The sequence below is a fragment of the Streptomyces sp. NPDC002125 genome, from assembly GCF_053593715.1.
On sequence record NZ_JBSFDD010000008.1, the window covers coordinates 129,009 to 146,466 of the forward strand.

Here is a 17,458-nt window from a genome sequence, read left to right on the forward strand (position 1 = left end):
CGTCCGGTCCGAGGCATCGCGTCCCGAGTTGTGCACCGAAGCGTTATCAGCGGGCGCGCCGGAGCCTCCGGCGCGCGCCTCACCGGCGGGCGCCCCGGCGGGTACGCCTCCGAGGCGATCGGCGGCGGTCGCGCCGCCGGCGCGATCAGCGGCGGTCACGTCGCCGCGGCTGTCGGCGGATGCTTCGCCGGCACGGTCGGCAGGTGCGCCGCCGGCGTCGTGAGCGAGTGCTCCAGCGTGTTGAGCGGGTGCGCCGGATGTCATGTCCTGCGCCCTCCCCTTCCGCTCGACCCAATGCTCCCCGAGGAACTCCACACCTCAAGGATGCGGCATCGGCCGGGAAGCGTCACATAGCGCTGATGGGGAGGGCCCGGCCGCAGGTCCGCCGCCACCGTCGCCCCGTCCGCCGCCGTGCGGACGGGATCGCACGACTACCGGCCACGCCGGGGCATCAGCGGACCAGGCCCCAGCGGAAACCGAGCGCGACGGCGTGCGCGCGGTCCGAGGCCCCGAGCTTCTTGAACAGACGCCTGGCGTGCGTCTTCACCGTGTCCTCGGAGAGGAACAGCTCACGTCCGATCTCCGCGTTGGAGCGGCCGTGGCTCATGCCTTCGAGCACCTGGATCTCGCGTGCCGTGAGCGTCGGCGCCGCACCCATCTCGGCGGACCGCAGCCGGCGCGGGGCCAGCCGCCACGTCGGATCGGCCAGCGCCTGGGTCACGGTCGCGCGCAGCTCGGCGCGCGACGCGTCCTTGTGCAGATAGCCGCGGGCCCCGGCGGCGACCGCGAGCGCGACCCCGTCCAGGTCCTCGGCGACGGTCAGCATGATGATCCTGGCCCCGGGGTCCGCCGAGAGCAGCCGCCTGACCGTCTCCACACCCCCCAGACCGGGCATGCGTACGTCCATCAGAATCAAATCCGAACGGTCGGCTCCCCAGCGGCGGAGGACTTCCTCGCCGTTGGCCGCCGTCGTCACCCGCTCGACACCGGGCACGGTCGCAACCGCGCGGCGGAGCGCTTCTCGGGCAAGCGGGGAGTCGTCGCAGACGAGGACGGATGTCATGACCGTCCTCCGCAGCTGATGCGCGTCACCTTGAGCCTCCAGGCTGATTCAAGTCGTCACCTGTGCGGTTGACCCCCTCGGACATCTGCCCGAGCTCGATCTCCGTCAACCGCCTCGCCCTCATCAACGACGGTCACTCGAAAGAGTTACGGGTCACAGCATCCGGTTCGGCACTCTAAGTGAGGGGCCGCACACGGAGGAGAACGACACGGGATCATTCACCCGTCAACCGATCACTCATGGAGCGACCTGCCCCATTTAGCGGGTTTTCTTCCCTTTTGCTGGCGTCTGAGGCTAGATTCGCAATCAGTCATATTTACATCTACTAACACCGTAGATGTACCGTCGGGACTCCGGTCACCGACGAACGACGGTCGAGGATGCCGTTTCCGACTCAGCAAGGTTTCGAGGGGACACGCAATGGCAGATTTCTCCCGCCTTCCCGGACCCAACGCGGATCTGTGGGACTGGCAGCTGCTGGCCGCCTGCCGCGGGGTCGACAGTTCACTGTTCTTCCACCCCGAAGGTGAACGCGGAGCGGCCCGGAGCGCCCGTGAGACCTCGGCGAAAGAGGTGTGCATGCGGTGCCCGGTACGCGCCGAGTGCGCGGCGCACGCACTCGCGGTGCGGGAACCCTACGGCGTGTGGGGCGGCCTCACCGAGGACGAGCGCGAGGAGCTCATGGGCCGGGCCCGCAACCGTCTGATCTCCGCCCACTCGGGGCCGGCCCCCGATGCGGACAGCGCCTGACACCCAGCAGGAACCGCCGACCGAAGAAACGTTTCTTTGGACCCGGTACCCCCAGACCCGGTGCCCCAGACCCGGTGCCCGCCCCGTCGGACACGTGGCACCGGGTGCGGCGGAGCGCGCCCGTCAGCGCGCGGCCGCCAGGGACAGCTGGTCCAGGGTCGCCGCCACCGCCGGCACCCGTGCGAGGTCGGGCAGGGCGAGGGCGACGATCTCGCGCTCCACGGCCGGCTCCACCGTCACGGTGCGTGCCCCCTTGGGCCGTACCGACTCGATGGCCAGCTCCGGCAGCACGGCCACGCCCAGGCCCGCGCCGACGAGCCCGATCACCGCCGGGTAGTCATCCGTGGCGAAGTCGATCCGGGGCGTGAATCCGGAAGCCTCGCAGACCTCCACGAGCTGACGCCTGCACCGGGGGCAGCCCGCGATCCACGGCTCGTCGGCCAGCTCCCCGATGCCCACCGCTTCCGCCCCGGCCAGCCGGTGCCCGTCGGGGACCAGGCCGATCAGCCGGTCCCTGAGCAGCGGGCGCACGACCAGGTCGTCCCACTCGCCGCCGGTCGCCCCGTAGCGAAACGCCAGCGCGATGTCGCAGTCGCCGTCGCGCAGCATCTCCACCGAGCGCGGCGGTTCCGCCTCGACGAGCGAGACCCGGGTGCCGGGGTGCGCGGCGCGCAGCGCCGCGAGTGCGCCCGGGACCAGGGTGGAGCTCCCGCTCGGGAACGACACGAGCCGGACCCGGCCGGCCCTCAGACCCGCGATCGCGGCGACCTCCTCCTCGGCCGCGGTCAGCCCCGCGAGGATGCCGGACGCGTGCCGCACCAGCGCCTCGCCCGCCTGAGTGAGCCGCATCTCGCGGCCCGTACGGATGAGCAGCGGGGTGCCCGCCGAGCCCTCCAGCGCCTTCATCTGCTGGCTGACGGCGGGCTGGGTGCAGCCCAGCTCGCGCGCGGCGGCGGAGAAGGAGCCGGTGGTGGCCACGGCGCGCAGGACTCGGAGATGACGGGCTTCGATCACCCCTCAACCATAAGCGCTTCTTGCAGCGTCGGCCGATTAACCCTGAGCGGCTTTGAGGCCCGCGCGGCTAGCCTGTCCGTCCATGAAGGTCCTCACCGTGAACACAGGCCGTCCCGCCCTCTCGTCCCACTCGGACGGGCCCGGCGGCCTCACCGGAATCGGCAAGCAGCCGGCCGACGGCCCCGTCCTGGTCACCGACCCCGGCCCCAAGGGCACCGGCAGCAGCGGTCTGGCCGGGGACGCGGTGTGCGACCTCCGGCACCACGGAGGCACGGACCAGGCGGTGTACGCCTACGCCCGCGAGGAGCTCGACGCCTGGGAGGAGCGGCTCGGCCGCCCCCTGCCCAACGGCGCCTTCGGCGAGAACCTGACGACCCTCGGCGTCACGGTGAGCGAGGCGCGGATCGGGGAGCGCTGGCGGATCGGCGACGAGCTGGTCCTGGAGGTGACGGGTGGCCGTATCCCGTGCCGTACGTTCGCGGGCCACGTGGGCGAGCGGGGCTGGGTGAAGCGGTTCACCCGTGAGGGGGTGACGGGGGCGTACCTGCGGGTGATCGAACCGGGCACGATCCGTTCCGGCGATCCGGTCGAGCTGGTGCACCTGCCCGCCCACGACATCACCGCCGCCATGGAGTTCCGGGCGACGACCACGGAGCGGGAGCTGCTTCCGCGACTGCTGGCGGCGGGGGACGCGCTGCACACCGAGACCCTGCGCGCGGCGCAGGAGTACGTGGCGAAGTACGGCGCCAGCACGGCTTCCTGACGGTACGTCCGGTGAGGGGCGGTACCACTGGCGCGGGACGCGGGGCGGACGGCGGGTGCGGGAGCCGGGCCGGCCTGGCGCGAAGGCGGGTCGGTGGCCCTCCTCACGGGGCACTAACGTGCCGCGTATGACGACTGCACTGATTACGGGCGCGACGGCGGGCATCGGGGCCGCCTTCGCACGGCGGCTCGCGGGTGACGGGCACAATCTGGTGCTGGTGGCCCGCGACACGGAGCGCCTGCGGGCCCAGGCCACGGAGCTGCACGACGGACACGGCATCGAGGCCGAGGTGCTGACGGCCGACCTGTCCACGGACGCCGGGATCGAGGCGGTCGAAGCGCGGTTGACGGACCGTGTGAGCCCCGTCGACCTGTTGGTCAACAACGCCGGGTTCGGCAACAAGGGGCGCTATCTCGACGTCTCGCTGGCCGACGAACTGACGATGCTCAAGGTCCACTGCGAGGCGGTGCTGCGGCTGACCTCGGCCGCGGCGGGCTCGATGCGCGAGCGCGGCCGGGGCGGGGTGGTCAACGTGGCGTCCGTCGCGGCCTTCCTGCCCCGGGGCACGTACGGGGCGTCGAAGGCGTGGGTCGTGCAGTTCACCCAGGGCGCGGCGAAGGACCTGGCGGGTTCGGGGGTGCGGCTCATGGCGCTGTGCCCCGGATTCGTGCGGACCGAGTTCCACGAGCGGGCCGGGATGGGGACGGGCAACATCCCGGACTGGATGTGGCTCGACGCGGACAAGCTGGTGACCGCGGCTCTGGCGGATCTGGCCAGGGGCCGGACGGTGTCGGTCCCGGACCCGCGCTACAAGGCGCTGATGGGCCTGGTGAAGCTGACGCCCCGCAACGTCCTCGGCGGAGTGACCTCACGCGCGGGCCGGACGTACGGCCCGCAGTAGATCCGGCTCCGTACGAACACCGAGGCCCGGTGCCCCCGCGACGGGGGTACCGGGCCTCGGTGGCGTACGGAGCCGTACTAGTGGGAGTGGCCGTGGCCGCCGTGGCCGGCCTCTGCCTCGTCCTCGGCCGGCTTCTCGACGACCAGGGTCTCGGTCGTGAGCAGCAGCGACGCGATGGACGCGGCGTTCTCCAGGGCGGAGCGGGTGACCTTGACCGGGTCGATGACGCCGGCCTTCACCAGGTCGCCGTACTCGCCGGTCGCGGCGTTGAAGCCCTGGCCCTTGTCGAGCTCGGAGACCTTCGAGGTGATGACGTAACCCTCGAGGCCCGCGTTCTCGGCGATCCAGCGGAGCGGCTCGACGGCGGCGCGGTGCACGACCGCGACACCGGTGGCCTCGTCTCCGGTCTTGCCGAGGTTGCCCTCGAGGACCTTGACGGCGTGGACCAGAGCGGAGCCACCACCGGAGACGATGCCCTCCTCGACCGCGGCGCGGGTCGCGGAGATGGCGTCCTCCAGACGGTGCTTCTTCTCCTTGAGCTCGACCTCGGTGGCGGCACCGACACGGATCACGCACACGCCGCCGGCCAGCTTCGCGAGGCGCTCCTGGAGCTTCTCGCGGTCCCAGTCGGAGTCCGTGGACTCGATCTCGGCCTTGATCTGGTTGACCCGGCCCTTGACGTCGGCGGAGTCGCCGCCGCCGTCGACGATGGTCGTGTCGTCCTTGGAGACGGTGACGCGGCGGGCGGTGCCCAGCACGTCCAGACCGGCCTGGTCGAGCTTGAGGCCGACCTCCTCGGCGATGACGGTCGCACCGGTGAGGGTGGCGATGTCGCCGAGCATGGCCTTGCGGCGGTCACCGAAGCCCGGGGCCTTCACCGCGACGGCGTTGAAGGTGCCGCGGATCTTGTTGACGACGAGGGTGGAGAGCGCCTCGCCCTCGACGTCCTCGGCGATGATGAGCAGCGGCTTGGAGCCACCCGCCTGGATGACCTTCTCCAGCAGCGGGAGCAGCTCCTGGATCGAGCCGATCTTGCCCTGGTGGATCAGGATGTACGGGTCGTCGAGGACGGCCTCCATACGCTCCTGGTCGGTCACCATGTACGGGGAGAGGTAGCCCTTGTCGAAGGCCATGCCCTCGGTGAACTCGAGGTCCAGACCGAAGGTGTTGGACTCCTCGACGGTGATGACACCGTCCTTGCCGACCTTGTCCATCGCGTCCGCGATGAGCTCGCCGACCTGCGGGTCCTGCGCGGAGAGCGCGGCCACGGCGGCGATGTCGGCCTTGTCGTCGATCGGGCGGGCGGTCGCGAGGAGGTCCTCGGACACGGCCTTGACCGCGGCGTCGATGCCCTTCTTCAGGGCGGCCGGGGAGGCACCCGCGGCGACGTTGCGCAGACCTTCGCGGACGAGGGCCTGGGCGAGCACGGTCGCGGTGGTGGTGCCGTCACCCGCTACGTCGTTGGTCTTGGTCGCCACCTCCTTCACCAGCTGGGCACCGAGGTTCTCGTACGGGTCGTCGAGCTCGACCTCGCGCGCGATGGTGACACCGTCGTTGGTGATGGTGGGGGCGCCGAACTTCTTGTCGATGACGACGTTGCGGCCCTTCGGACCGATCGTCACCTTCACCGTGTCGGCAAGCTTGTTGACGCCGCGCTCAAGGGCGCGACGGGCGTCCTCGTCGAACTTCAGAATCTTCGCCATGGGCTGCTTTCTTCCCTCTCAAAACGAACTGCGCCCCTCGCCGCCCGGCTAGTGATTTCGCAGGGGGCCAGGGGCGCAGAACAGAAGCAAACGTGGGTGAACTACTTCTCGACGATCGCGAGGACGTCGCGCGCCGAGAGGACGAGGTACTCCTCGCCGTTGTACTTCACCTCGGTGCCGCCGTACTTGCTGTACAGAACGACATCGCCGGTCTTGACGTCGAGCGGAAGGCGCTCGCCGTTCTCGAAGCGGCCCGGGCCCACGGCCAGGACGACGCCCTCCTGGGGCTTCTCCTTGGCGGTGTCCGGAATGACCAGGCCGGAAGCCGTGGTCTGCTCGGCGTCGAGCGGCTGGACCACAATGCGGTCCTCGAGCGGCTTGATCGCAACCTTGGAGCTGGTGGTCGACACGATCCGGTCTCCCCCTTCGGAGATCTCACGGGGTTTAACAGTCTGTGGGTGGCGACCAGGTCGATCCGTCGTCGCGGGTGCCGGACCTGCCATGTCGCACGGTGGTGCTGGCACTCTCCCTCGGGGAGTGCCAGCACTGAGACTATGGCGGCGATTAGCACTCGGTCAAGCGGAGTGCCAATTCACCACCCGCGCGTGGCGTCGTGCGACCGGCGCACGCCCCGGACAACGCGGGAGAGGGCCGCGGTGTTCCGGCGACGTGCGGCCGGGCGCGCCGGCCTCACCCCGCTCAGACGTAGTCCTCCAGCCTGGCCACGGCGTAACCCTTGTCCGTGATCGTCTTCATGACGTTGCGGATCATGTCGGCCATCGAACCGTCCCAGTCCTCACGGCCCCGGAAGTGGGTGAGGACGATGTCGCCGGGATGCAGGTCCCGGTCCCACTCGCGCCACTCCATGCGGTCGGGGAACGCCTCGGCGGCCCAGAGCGGCACGGCCTTGATCCCGCAGGACGCGGCCACGCGCAGGGTGTCGCCGTTGTAGTTCCCGTACGGCGGCCGGAAGAGGGTGGGCCGCTTCCCGAAGTGCTTCTCGATCCTGTCCTGCTCGCCGCAGATCTCCTGCCGCTGCTCGGCCTCGGAAAGCCCTGGCAGATACCGGTGGTTGAGCGTGTGGTTGCTGAGGGTGACCCCCCTGGCCTGCATGTCCTTGAAGTAGCCGTAGTCGTCGCTCACCACGTAGTCGCTGAGGAACGCGCTGTACGGGATCTTCAGTTCGGTCATCATCCGCAGCAGTTCGGGGTCCTTCTCCGCCCCGTCGTCCATCGTCAGGAAGACGATCCGCTCCTCGGTGGGAACGGTGGTGAAGACCGGGGGCAACGACTCCCCGCCCTCCACCTCGAACCCCTCGCGGGTGGTGATGCGCGGCTTCACGGCGGGCGGCGCGGGTGCGGTGAGCGGGACCTTCGCCAGCCCCCACTTCTTCGCGGCGGCGACCCGGGCCGCCTGCTGCCGCTTCAGCTTCGCGGCCCGCGCCTCGGCCGCCGCGGCGTCCGCCTCCCCGGCGGCCCCGGGCTGCCCGGCGGCCGGCGGGGCCGCCTTCCCCCGGCCCGCCGCACCCTCGTCCGTACCGTCGGCGCACCCCGACGCGGCCGCGGCGATCAGCAGGGCGGCCAGCACGGCGCAGGCCGTTCTGTACCGCTTCATGACAGACTTTTCGTTTTGTCCTACTAGTTGCATGGCGCCGCATCCTGCCACCGGGGCCCCGGCACCCCTGGGCGACACCGCCGCCGGACCCGCCACGTCCCCCGGCTGGCTCACAATGGAGGCGTGAACGCCCTTCCCCCCGCCGATCAGGCCGGCCCGCTCGCCGCCTTCGCCGCGCTGCGCACCCCCGAGGGCGCGGCACTCCTGGACGAGTTGCGCGACCACGACCCCTCCCAGGAGCTGGCCACCGCGACCCGGCTGCGCCGCACCCACCCCGCCGCCCTCGTGTCGGCGGCGCTCGGCCAGGCGCGGCTGCGGCAGCGCGCGGTCGCGAAGTTCGGGGCGGCGGACGCGTACCGCATGTTCTTCACCCCGAACGGCGTGGAGCAGGCGACCCGGACATCGGTAGCGGCCTACCGCGCCGGCCGGTTCGCCGACCAGGGCGTACGGAGCCTCGCCGATCTGTGCTGCGGCATCGGCGGCGACGCGATCGCGCTGGCCAGGGCGGGCATCTCGGTACTGGCCGTGGACCGCGATCCCCTCACGGCGGAGGTGGCCCGCGCCAACGCCGAGGCGCTCGGCCTCCAGGAGCTCGTCGAGGTGCGGTGCGCCGACGTCACGGAGATCGACACCTCTCCGTACGACGCGGTCTTCGTCGACCCGGCGCGGCGCGGCGGACGCGGCAGGATCTTCGACCCCGAGGCCTACTCGCCGCCGCTCTCCTGGGCGACCGGGGCCGCGCTGAAGGCGCCCCGCGCCGCGCTGAAGATCGCTCCCGGCGTCCCCCACGAGGCGATCGACCCCCGGGCCGAGGCCGAGTGGATCTCGGACGGCGGCGATGTGAAGGAGGCGGTGCTCTGGTTCGGCGAGGGCTTCGCCCCCGGCACCTTCCGGGCCACGGTGCTCCCGTCCGGAGCCACGCTCTCGTATGACGGCCCGCCCCCCGCCCCGCCGGTCGGCCCCGTCGGCCGGTATCTGCACGAGCCCGACGGAGCCGTCATCCGCGCCCATCTGGTGGCCGACGTCGTGGAGCGGTGCGAGGGCAGGCTGATCGACGAGACGATCGCGTACGTCACGAGCGACGCGCCGTACGCCTCCGAGGTCACGACCGCGTACGAGATCACCGACCAGCTGCCCTTCAACATGAAGAAGCTGAAGGCCCTGCTGAGGGAGCGTCAGGTCGGTGTCCTGACCGTCAAGAAGCGCGGCTCCGCGGTCGAACCCGAGGAACTGCGCCGGAAGATGAAGCTCCAGGGCCCGCACGCGGCCACGGTCTTCCTGACCCGGGTGGCCGGGGCCCCGACGATGCTGGTCGGGCAGCCGGTGAAGCGCCCCTGATCAGCCGCCCGCCCCGGCCGGCGGCGCCTGCCCGCCGACCAGCACCCGCAGCACCCAGCGGCGGTGGGCGAACGCCTTGACCAGCCCGGTCAGTCCGGTCAGCCAGCCGAGGAAGCCGAGCCCCACCAGCCAGGCCACCAGCCCGTACGTCTCCTGGCCCGCCCTCGCGGTCGCGGGTACGGCGACGCAGCCGAACAGTCCCGCGGCGCAGAGCGTGAACGACAGCAGCAGCCAGGCGAGAGCGGCCCGCGGCCTGCGCAGGGGCAGGTCACGGGCCGGGTCGCGGTCGAGCCCGCCCCACTGCACGAGAAGGCGGTGGACCCGCAGGTCCCTCGCCACGCCCATGGACAGCAGGATGGCGGCGGGCACCAGCACGGCGGCGCCGATGGCGACGCAGATGACGCCCGGGATCATGCCGAGGGGGTCGTAGGCGTCCTCGAACATCAGGAACGCCGCTCCCACCAGGGACCAGCCGATCGCGGCGACGCCCGCCCACATCCACAGGATTCCGAGCCGTCCGGGGCCGATGAACATCTTCACCAGCTCGCCGAGTATCAGCGCGCGGTCCCTCAACAGGGCTTCCCTGTCGGGCCATGAACGGATCTCGGCAGGCGGGGGCGGTGGCGGAAGCGGTGAACTGCTGGGCATGGCCCAGACATTACCGATCGCGCGCACCGGGCTGCCGCCGCTGCGTGACCCCGCGGCGGCGAGGGCGTCAGGACAGCGGGTGCGAAGTCCTGCCGGAGGCCTCGTCGATCTCGTCGTGCGCCTTGGTGAGCAGCTTCATCGCCAGTTCGTTCAGCGCGCGGGCCCCGGCGATCTCCTCACCCACCCGTGGCTGTTCCTTGTCGGAGGGGTGACGGCTGGCGTAGCCGTGCGCCCGTACCTCCGACCCGTCGCTGAGCCGTACGAGAGCCGCCGCGCGGGTGCGGTGGGTGTCCTCCTCGAATTCCAGCTCGACGTGCCATCCGACGACTGTCTCCATCATGACGGTCACCTCCCGGAGATCCTGCTTCCAGGGTGCGCCCGTTCACCCGCCAGCGCACGGCGTGGAACGCGGGCTCAGGCGTTCTCGATGGCCCGCACGTCCAGCTTGACCATTCCCATCATCACCTTCATCACGCGGTCCGCCCTCTCCCGGTCGGGACCGGCGATCAGCTCGGGCAGCACCCTCGGGACGATCTGCCAGGACAGGCCGAACTTGTCCTTCAGCCAGCCGCACCGGCTCTCCTCGCCGCCCTCGGTGAGCTTCGCCCAGAACCGGTCGACCTCTTCCTGGTCCGCGCAGTCCACGCTCAGCGAGACGGCCTCGCTGAACGTGAAGGCTGGGCCGCCGTTGAGGCCGGTGTACTCCTGGCCCGCGAGCACGAAGTCCACCGTCAGGACCGAGCCGGCCTCCCCGGGCGCCGAGCCGGTGTTGCGGGTGACGCCGAGGACGCGGGAGTCACCGCCGAAGACGGACACGTAGAACTCGGCCGCCTCCTCCGCACGGCCGTCGAACCAGAGACAGGGCTTGATCTTCTGCATGGCCTTCTCCTTGCGTGAGGAACGTCGTCGTCCGCTGTGCAAGGTAGACCGGCCCGGGACCGGAAACTCATCGGCACGGACCGGGCCACACCGGGCCGTGCCGGGCTGTCAGCCGGACGCGGGACCGAGGGACTCGAAGCGCCAGCGGTGCACGGCGCGCGTGATGAGCGCGGCGTCGGGCTCCGGCAGCTCCGGCAGCTCCGCGTCGTACGCCGCCTCCCACCAGGTCAGGACGAGCACCCGGTCCTGCGGGGCGCGCAGCAGCTCGCTGCGCAGCGGTTCCCGGGCCAGTTCGGCCGTACGCGCCCTGGCCCACTCCAGGAGTTCCGCGCCGCGGCCGTCGGTGGCGCGGGCCTCCCACATCAGGGCGACGGTCATGAGTAGAGGTTGTCCTTGCTGATCTCGTGCACGTGGTCGTGGTCGTGGCTGTGGCTGTGGCTGTGGCTGTGGCCGTTCGTACCCGGCACATGGGTCTCGGTGACCGGGAGCGAGGAGTCCGCGGACAGGTCCAGGTCGGAGACCGGGCGGTTGCGCGCCACCATCTCCGCGCCGAGCGCCGCGACCATCGCGCCGTTGTCCGTGCAGAGGCCCGGCCTGGGGACCCGCAGCCTGATCCCGGCCTTCTCGCACCGCTCCTGGGCGAGCGCCCGGAGCCGCGAGTTGGCCGCGACACCGCCGCCGATCATCAGGTGGTCGACGCCCTCGTCCTTGCACGCCCGGACAGCCTTGCGGGTGAGGACGTCCACCACGGCCTCCTGGAAGGACGCCGCCACGTCGCGTACGGGAACGTCCTCGCCTGCCGCGCGCTTCGCCTCGATCCAGCGGGCCACGGAGGTCTTGAGGCCGGAGAACGAGAAGTCGTACGCGGGATCGCGCGAGCCGCTCAGGCCGCGCGGGAAGGCGATCGCCTTCGGGTCGCCCTCCCTGGCCAGCCGGTCGATGACCGGTCCGCCGGGGAAGCCGAGGTCCAGCACCCGGGCGATCTTGTCGAAGGCCTCGCCCGCCGCGTCGTCGATGGTCGCGCCGAGCGGCCGTACGTCGTTGGTGATGTCCGGGGCCAGCAGCAGCGAGGAGTGCCCGCCGCTGACCAGCAGTGCCATCGTCGGCTCGGGCAGCGGGCCGTGCTCCAGCTGGTCGACGCAGATGTGCGAGGCCAGGTGGTTCACCCCGTAGAGCGGCTTGTTCAGGGCGTACGCGTACGCCTTGGCGGCCGACACCCCGACGAGCAGCGCCCCGGCGAGCCCGGGGCCGGCCGTCACCGCGATGCCGTCGAGGTCGCGGGCGCTGATCCCGGCGTCCTTCAGGGCGCGCTCGATGGTGGGGACCATCGCCTCCAGGTGGGCGCGGGACGCGATCTCCGGGACGACCCCGCCGAAGCGCGCGTGGGTGTCGACGCTGGACGCCACGGCGTCGGCGAGGAGGGTCGTCCCGCGCACGATGCCGACGCCGGTCTCGTCGCAGGAGGTCTCGATACCGAGTACGAGAGGTTCGTCAGCCATCAGTCTGTCTCTGTTCCTTGTACGGTCAGGCGCATGACGAGTGCGTCGATGTTGCCCGGCTGGTAGTAGCCCCGGCGGAAGCCGATGGGTTCGAAGCCGAAGCGTTCGTAGAGCTTCTGCGCGCGGGTGTTGTCGACCCGGACCTCCAGGAGCACCGCGGTGCACTCGAAGGCGGTGGCGTGCCGGAGCAGGTCGCCGAGGAGTTCGGAGCCGAGGCCGCCGCCCCACTGGCTCCGGCTCACGGCGATCGTCTGGACGTCGGCGAGGTCGCCGGCCGAGGCCAGGCCCGCGTAGCCGACGATCCGGCCGTCGGCGGGGTCCTCGGCGACGACGTAGCGGTGGGTGGCGCGTGGTCCGCGGGCATGGGCGAGCTCGGACCAGAACATCCCCGCCGACCAGGCGTCGTCGGGGAACAGCTCGTGCTCCAGCTCCAGCACCGGGTCGATGTCCCACCAGCGCATCTCGCGGAGCACAGCGGTCGCGGTGGTCACTGCGGGGTGACCACCTTGTAGTTCTTCGGGACCTGGGCGTCGGGCCTGCGCAGATAGAGCGGCTGCGGGGGCAGCAGCGCGGCACCGGCGGCCAGCCGTTCGGCGGCCAGGGCGGCGAGCGCCCCGGCACCGACGTGCTCGGGACCGCGGGCGTCGGGGAAGGCCTCGGGGTAGAGCAGGGCGCCCGCGCCGACGACGGGCAGTCCGGCGAGCCGTCCCGCGATGTCGGCGGGCCGGTCGACGCCGGGCTCGCCGTCCCGGGTGCGGCCGTCCTCGTAGCGCGCCCAGTAGACCTCTTTGCGGCGCGCGTCGGTCGCGACGGCGAAGGGGCCTTCGAGGCCGTCCCGCCCTGCCGCGTACGCGAGGGCGTCGAGCGTGCACAGGCCGTGCACCGGCACGGAGAGGGCGGATCCGAACGTCGCCGCGGTGACGAGGCCGACGCGCAGCCCCGTGTACGGTCCGGGGCCGACCCCGACGACCACGCCGGTCACGGCGTCGAGCTTCACTCCCGCCTCGGCGAGGACCCGGTCGACGGCGGGCAGCAGCAGCTCCCCGTGTCTGCGGGCGTCGACCTGGCCGGTCTCGGCGACGACGGAGTCCCCGTCGTGGAGGGCGACGGTGACGGCGGGGGTTGCGGTATCCATGGCGAGCAGCAGCACACAAACAGCCTACGGCTCCGCCGACTCGGCCATGGCTGCCCGTGGAGCGTCCCGGTCTGCCCTTCCGCTGCTGGTACCGTCGCCCGGGTACACGCGTGTACGACGTAAATGCTTGTACGACATGCGACGGACGGCATTCGAAAGGGGAGCTCACGGTGGCAAGGGGCAGCTCGGGAATCGTGGCCGGGCTCACTGCCGCGGCGGTGGCCGTGGTCTGTTTCCTCGCCTACCAGGCATCGGCGAACGCGCCCGACACGCTCGCCGTCCCCTCCCCCGCGGCGTCCGGCTCGGCCGCCCTGCCCTCGGAGAAGCCGAAGGCCACGAAGGATCCGCTCGCGGTCCCCGCGGACTCCGACACGGGCGCCCGTGTCGTGTACTCGCTGAAGGACCGCCGGGTATGGATCGTGGACGGCGAGGAGAAGTCGCTCCGGACCTTCACCGTCATGCCGAGCTCGGTGAGCCCCCTGCCCGGTGTGTACCAGGTGACCTCGCGCTCCGGCACCATCAAGGGCTCGGACGGCGTCCTGATCGAGCACGTCGTGCGTTTCGCGAACGTCGACGACATCTCGGTGGGCTTCAGCGCCGCGCAGGACGGCTCGATGCGGAGCCCGGACCCGACGATGAAGACCGGCGGCGTGCGCATGAAGCGGGCCGACGGCAACGCGCTGTGGACCTTCGCGACGGTCGGCGTGAAGGTCGTCGTCGTCCCGTAGCCGGGCCTGCCCGCTTCTGACGAGAGCTGCTAGGCGGCGTCGCGGTCGGCCGCCGGCCGGGTCGCGTCCTCGTCGTCCTCGCCCGCCTGCTCGTCACGCGGCGGCGTCGAGACCGCCGTCGCGGCCGCGCAGGAGGCCAGCAGATCCTTCATCGACACGGCGGACACCGGTGGTGGCTCCGCCCGCGACGACTGCGGCTGCACTTCACGCTCGGGTGCCGGCATGCTGCCTCCTCGGGCTTCGTCGAGGAACGTGGTTAGGTAGACCTAACCAAATCCCTGTAGCCATGGGACCACGACGGACGTCTCCCGCGCAACATTTTACCGACGACCTGTCGGAAAGCGTCGGAATGTACGGCCCCGGCATCCCGGGCACCCTCAGCGTGCCGCCAGCTCCTCGCGCAGTCCCGCCCAGCGGGCCCCGATGCCCACCAGCGTCACCGTGCGCCGCTCGTCGTCGGTGTCCCCGACCGCGCGGTCGATCACCACCTGGAGCCGGTCGTCGGACAGCTCCTCGACCTTGCCGTCGCCCCACTCGACGACGATCACGGACTCCGGCAGCGAGACGTCGAGGTCCAGGTCCTCCATCTCGTCGAGGCCGCCGCCCAGGCGGTACGCGTCGACGTGGACCAGGGCGGGCCCCTCGCCCAGCGGCGGGTGGACCCGGGCGATCACGAAGGTGGGCGAGGTGACGGCGCCGCGTACGCCGAGGCCCTCACCGAGGCCGCGGGTCAGGGTGGTCTTGCCCGCGCCGAGCTCGCCGGTGAGCATCACCAGGTCGCCGGGGGCGAGCACACCGGAGATACGGCGCCCGAGTTCCTTCATCTCTTCGGGGGACTCGACGGCGACGTCCACGGTGACGGTGCCCGGTGCGGCTGTGCCGGTCACCGGGCCGTTGTGCGCTGCTTCCATGCCGACCAACGTTAGAGGATCAGCGTGCCTCGGCCGGAACGGCTCCGATCCGCACCAGGAGGTCCGCGAGCCGGTCCGTGACCGTCTCCGGGTGCTCCAGCATCACCAGGTGCCCGGCGTCCGGCACGATGACCAGCTCGGCGTCCGGGAGCTCGTCCGCGATGGCCTCGCTGTGCGAGCTGGGCGTCACGAGGTCCTTGTCGCCGGCCAGGATCAGCACCGGGATGTCGCGGAAGGCGGGCAGCGCCCCGCTCTTGTCGTGCTCGGTGAACGCCGGGTAGAACTCGGCGACCACATCGATCGGGGTCGACTCGATGAGCCGCTCGGCGAACCGCGCGACCGCCGGGTCCACATCGCGCGAGCCGAACGAGTACCGCTTGATCAGCCCCGCGAACAGGTCGGCCGTCGCCCGCCGGCCGCGCTCCACCAGCTCCGTCTGCGAGCCGAGCGCCCTGAGCACCCCGGGCAGCACCCGGCGCACCGCGTTCACCCCGGCCACCGGCAGCCCGAAGTTCACCTCGCCGAGCTTGCCGCTCGACGTCCCGACGAACGCCACTGCGGCCACCCGGTCGCGGATCAGCTCCGGGTACTGGTCGGCGAGCGCCATCATCGTCATGCCGCCCATCGAGTGCCCGACGAGCACCAGCGGACCCTTGGGTGCCGCCGCGTCGATGACCGCCTTCAGATCCCGGCCGAGCTGGTCGATGCCGACCGGCACGCCCTGGGCCTGCGCCCGTCCGCGCTCCGAGCGGCCGTGGCTGCGCTGGTCCCAGTGGACCGTGCGCACCAGGCCGCGCAGTGCGGCCCGCTGGAAGTGCCAGGAGTCCTGACCCAGGCAGTAGCCGTGGCTGAAGACGACGGTGAGGGGCGCGGGGTCCTTGCGGCCGAAGAGCCTGCGCCGGCGCGAGCCCGAGCCCGCGGCGGCGCCCGCCCCCGGGCCCTGGCCCGCGGGGCCCGTCCCGCCGTCCGGCTCGATCTCGTCGACCTCGTAGTACAGCTCGGTGCCGTCGTCCGCGACCGCCCGGCCCGGCTGCCCGCGCAGGGAGCCGTACGGTCCGGAGGCGTCCAGGGCGAGACGGGCCTTCTTCCGCATGCCCCGGCCGACCGTGAGCCGCTCCACGGCGACTCCGGCGGCTGCGCCCGCGGCGATGACGCCTATCGCCGCCCCGGCCACGCCCGCCCGGCGCCAGCCCGCCGCCGCGACGGCCGCCGTCGCCACCACGTCCTCCGCGCTGGTCTCGCTCACCGTGCCGTGCTCCTTCGTCGTGGTTGTCGTCGTCGGACCATGATCCCGGCCGGACGGGCTCAGTCCCGGCCGGAGTCCTCGTGGAGATGGACGCGGGGGACGCGGGTGCCGATGCGCGTGACGATCTCGTACGCGATCGTGTCCGCCGCCACCGCCCAGTCCTCCGCGCTCGGCTCGCCCCGGTCGCCCGGCCCGAACAGCACCGCCTCCGCGCCCGCCGCGAGGGTGGCTCCCCCGAGGTCGACCACGAACTGGTCCATCGCGACGCGCCCCGCGATCCTGCGGACGGCGCCGCCGACGAGCACCGGGCCCCGGCCCGAGGCGTGGCGCGGGACGCCGTCGGCGTAGCCGAGCGGGATCAGGGCGAGCGTGGTCTCGGCGGTCGTCGTGTAGTGGTGCCCGTAGCTGATGCCGTGCCCCGGGGGCACCCGCTTGACCAGCGCGACGGAGGCCGCGAGCGTCATGACGGGGCGCAGCCCGAAGTCGGCGGGGGTGCCCAGCTCGGGGCTGGGCGAGATGCCGTACATCGCGATCCCGGTGCGCACGAGATCGAAGTGGGACTCGGGCAGCGTGAGCGTCGCCGGGGAGTTGGCGATGTGCCGCACCTCGGGCGTGACGCCCTCCTTCTCGGCGTACGCCACCATGTCGCGGAACACGTGGAGCTGGGCCGCGATCGACGGGTGGCCCGGCTCGTCGGCGCAGGCGAAGTGCGACCAGAGGCCGGTGATCCGCAGGACGCCCGCGGCCTCGGCGGCGCGGGCCGCGGAGACGAGTTCCGGCCAGTCGGCGGGCTGGCAGCCGCTGCGGCCGAGGCCCGTGTCGGCCTTGAGCTGGATTCTGGCGGGGACACCGGCGGCCGTGGCCGCGGCGACGACCTCGTCCAGCGCCCACATCCCGCTCACCGAGACATCGATGTCGGCCTCGACGGCCTCGCGCCAGGGGCCGCCGGGCGTCCACAGCCAGCACATGACCCGGCCGCCGATCCCGGCCGCGCGCAGCGCGAGCGCCTCCTGCGGGGTGGCGGTTCCCAGCCAGGTCGCCCCGGCCTCCAGTGCGGCCCTGGCGCAGGGCACCGCCCCGTGTCCGTAGGCGTCGGACTTCACCACGGCCATGAGCTGTGCCCCGGACGCCCGCGCGCGCAGCGTGCGCACGTTCGCGCGCAGTGCGGCCAGGTCGATCTCGGCGCGGGCTCTCAGGGTCGCTGTCTCGTTCATCGCGCCCAGTCTCTCAGAGGCGTACGCCTGTGCCCTCGACCTCCTGTGCCCG

The 17,458-nt window shown here is 72.0% G+C and carries 21 protein-coding genes; 5 read left to right on the forward strand and 16 right to left on the reverse strand.

Going from position 1 to position 17,458, the window contains the following annotated elements:
* Window positions 1-451: 451 nt before the first annotated feature.
* A complete protein-coding gene (locus ACWCQM_RS16360; protein WP_003948568.1) occupies window positions 452-1,063 on the reverse strand; it encodes a response regulator transcription factor in 612 nt (203 codons plus the stop codon).
* Between the two features lie 420 nt (window positions 1,064-1,483).
* Here ACWCQM_RS16360 and ACWCQM_RS16365 point away from each other — a divergent pair, with 420 nt between their 5' ends.
* Window positions 1,484-1,813 (forward strand): WhiB family transcriptional regulator, encoded by a 330-nt coding sequence (locus tag ACWCQM_RS16365; protein ID WP_450915969.1) that lies wholly within the window; start codon window positions 1,484-1,486, stop codon window positions 1,811-1,813.
* Between the two features lie 123 nt (window positions 1,814-1,936).
* Here the strand turns inward: ACWCQM_RS16365 and ACWCQM_RS16370 are convergent, their stop codons facing one another.
* Window positions 1,937-2,827, reverse strand: a complete 891-nt coding sequence (locus tag ACWCQM_RS16370) for a LysR family transcriptional regulator (RefSeq protein WP_450915970.1) — start codon at window positions 2,825-2,827, stop codon at window positions 1,937-1,939.
* An 82-nt stretch (window positions 2,828-2,909) separates the two neighbouring features.
* Between ACWCQM_RS16370 and ACWCQM_RS16375 the strand changes: the two genes are divergently transcribed.
* Together ACWCQM_RS16375 and ACWCQM_RS16380 are read left to right on the forward strand one after the other, a co-directional pair.
* Window positions 2,910-3,590 (forward strand): MOSC domain-containing protein, encoded by a 681-nt coding sequence (locus ACWCQM_RS16375; protein ID WP_450915971.1) that lies wholly within the window; start codon window positions 2,910-2,912, stop codon window positions 3,588-3,590.
* Between the two features lie 127 nt (window positions 3,591-3,717).
* Window positions 3,718-4,491 carry an SDR family NAD(P)-dependent oxidoreductase gene (locus ACWCQM_RS16380; RefSeq protein WP_450915972.1) on the forward strand — a complete coding sequence of 258 codons (774 nt, stop codon included), beginning with the start codon at window positions 3,718-3,720 and terminating at the stop codon, window positions 4,489-4,491.
* A gap of 77 nt (window positions 4,492-4,568) precedes the next feature.
* On the opposite strand, the gene groL is transcribed toward ACWCQM_RS16380, so the two are convergent.
* The 3 genes from groL to ACWCQM_RS16395 form a co-directional block, all read right to left on the reverse strand.
* Window positions 4,569-6,194: a chaperonin GroEL gene (gene groL / locus ACWCQM_RS16385; protein WP_450915973.1), complete on the reverse strand. Its 1,626-nt coding sequence runs from the start codon at window positions 6,192-6,194 to the stop codon at window positions 4,569-4,571.
* 101 nt (window positions 6,195-6,295) lie between these two features.
* On the reverse strand, window positions 6,296-6,604 hold the full coding sequence (groES, locus tag ACWCQM_RS16390) for a co-chaperone GroES (protein ID WP_003966899.1): 309 nt from the start codon (window positions 6,602-6,604) through the stop codon (window positions 6,296-6,298).
* Between the two features lie 289 nt (window positions 6,605-6,893).
* Window positions 6,894-7,808, reverse strand: coding sequence for a polysaccharide deacetylase family protein (locus ACWCQM_RS16395; protein ID WP_450915974.1), 915 nt, complete (start codon window positions 7,806-7,808; stop codon window positions 6,894-6,896).
* A gap of 123 nt (window positions 7,809-7,931) precedes the next feature.
* Between ACWCQM_RS16395 and ACWCQM_RS16400 the strand changes: the two genes are divergently transcribed.
* Window positions 7,932-9,146, forward strand: a complete 1,215-nt coding sequence (locus tag ACWCQM_RS16400) for a THUMP-like domain-containing protein (protein WP_450915975.1) — start codon at window positions 7,932-7,934, stop codon at window positions 9,144-9,146.
* On the opposite strand, the gene ACWCQM_RS16405 is transcribed toward ACWCQM_RS16400, so the two are convergent.
* The 7 genes from ACWCQM_RS16405 to tsaB form a co-directional block, all read right to left on the reverse strand.
* Complete coding sequence (locus ACWCQM_RS16405; protein WP_450915976.1) at window positions 9,147-9,794, reverse strand: hypothetical protein; 648 nt, start codon at window positions 9,792-9,794, stop codon at window positions 9,147-9,149.
* A 67-nt stretch (window positions 9,795-9,861) separates the two neighbouring features.
* Window positions 9,862-10,134: a DUF1876 domain-containing protein gene (locus tag ACWCQM_RS16410; protein ID WP_450915977.1), complete on the reverse strand. Its 273-nt coding sequence runs from the start codon at window positions 10,132-10,134 to the stop codon at window positions 9,862-9,864.
* A 74-nt stretch (window positions 10,135-10,208) separates the two neighbouring features.
* Entirely contained in the window at window positions 10,209-10,673 is a 465-nt protein-coding gene (locus tag ACWCQM_RS16415; RefSeq protein ID WP_450915978.1) for a VOC family protein, read from the reverse strand.
* Window positions 10,674-10,781: 108 nt separating this feature from the next.
* Window positions 10,782-11,051 carry a hypothetical protein gene (locus tag ACWCQM_RS16420; RefSeq protein WP_450915979.1) on the reverse strand — a complete coding sequence of 90 codons (270 nt, stop codon included), beginning with the start codon at window positions 11,049-11,051 and terminating at the stop codon, window positions 10,782-10,784.
* Window positions 11,048-12,172 carry a tRNA (adenosine(37)-N6)-threonylcarbamoyltransferase complex transferase subunit TsaD gene (gene tsaD, locus ACWCQM_RS16425; RefSeq protein ID WP_450915980.1) on the reverse strand — a complete coding sequence of 375 codons (1,125 nt, stop codon included), beginning with the start codon at window positions 12,170-12,172 and terminating at the stop codon, window positions 11,048-11,050. Before tsaD ends, ACWCQM_RS16420 begins: the two co-directional genes overlap by 4 nt.
* Window positions 12,172-12,663, reverse strand: coding sequence for a ribosomal protein S18-alanine N-acetyltransferase (gene rimI, locus ACWCQM_RS16430; RefSeq protein ID WP_073744306.1), 492 nt, complete (start codon window positions 12,661-12,663; stop codon window positions 12,172-12,174). Before rimI ends, tsaD begins: the two co-directional genes overlap by 1 nt.
* A complete protein-coding gene (gene tsaB, locus ACWCQM_RS16435; protein ID WP_450915981.1) occupies window positions 12,660-13,307 on the reverse strand; it encodes a tRNA (adenosine(37)-N6)-threonylcarbamoyltransferase complex dimerization subunit type 1 TsaB in 648 nt (215 codons plus the stop codon). The genes rimI and tsaB overlap by 4 nt, the downstream gene beginning before the upstream one ends.
* Before the next feature lie 170 nt (window positions 13,308-13,477).
* Here tsaB and ACWCQM_RS16440 point away from each other — a divergent pair, with 170 nt between their 5' ends.
* Window positions 13,478-14,035 carry a hypothetical protein gene (locus ACWCQM_RS16440; RefSeq protein WP_450915982.1) on the forward strand — a complete coding sequence of 186 codons (558 nt, stop codon included), beginning with the start codon at window positions 13,478-13,480 and terminating at the stop codon, window positions 14,033-14,035.
* Between the two features lie 29 nt (window positions 14,036-14,064).
* Here ACWCQM_RS16440 and ACWCQM_RS16445 read toward each other — a convergent pair whose 3' ends face one another.
* The 4 genes from ACWCQM_RS16445 to alr form a co-directional block, all read right to left on the reverse strand.
* Window positions 14,065-14,259: a hypothetical protein gene (locus tag ACWCQM_RS16445; RefSeq protein ID WP_450915983.1), complete on the reverse strand. Its 195-nt coding sequence runs from the start codon at window positions 14,257-14,259 to the stop codon at window positions 14,065-14,067.
* A 153-nt stretch (window positions 14,260-14,412) separates the two neighbouring features.
* Window positions 14,413-14,946 (reverse strand): tRNA (adenosine(37)-N6)-threonylcarbamoyltransferase complex ATPase subunit type 1 TsaE, encoded by a 534-nt coding sequence (gene tsaE / locus ACWCQM_RS16450; RefSeq protein WP_073744299.1) that lies wholly within the window; start codon window positions 14,944-14,946, stop codon window positions 14,413-14,415.
* 19 nt (window positions 14,947-14,965) lie between these two features.
* Window positions 14,966-16,192, reverse strand: coding sequence for an alpha/beta fold hydrolase (locus tag ACWCQM_RS16455; RefSeq protein WP_450915984.1), 1,227 nt, complete (start codon window positions 16,190-16,192; stop codon window positions 14,966-14,968).
* 59 nt (window positions 16,193-16,251) lie between these two features.
* On the reverse strand, window positions 16,252-17,406 hold the full coding sequence (gene alr, locus ACWCQM_RS16460) for an alanine racemase (protein ID WP_450915985.1): 1,155 nt from the start codon (window positions 17,404-17,406) through the stop codon (window positions 16,252-16,254).
* Window positions 17,407-17,458 lie beyond the last annotated feature (52 nt).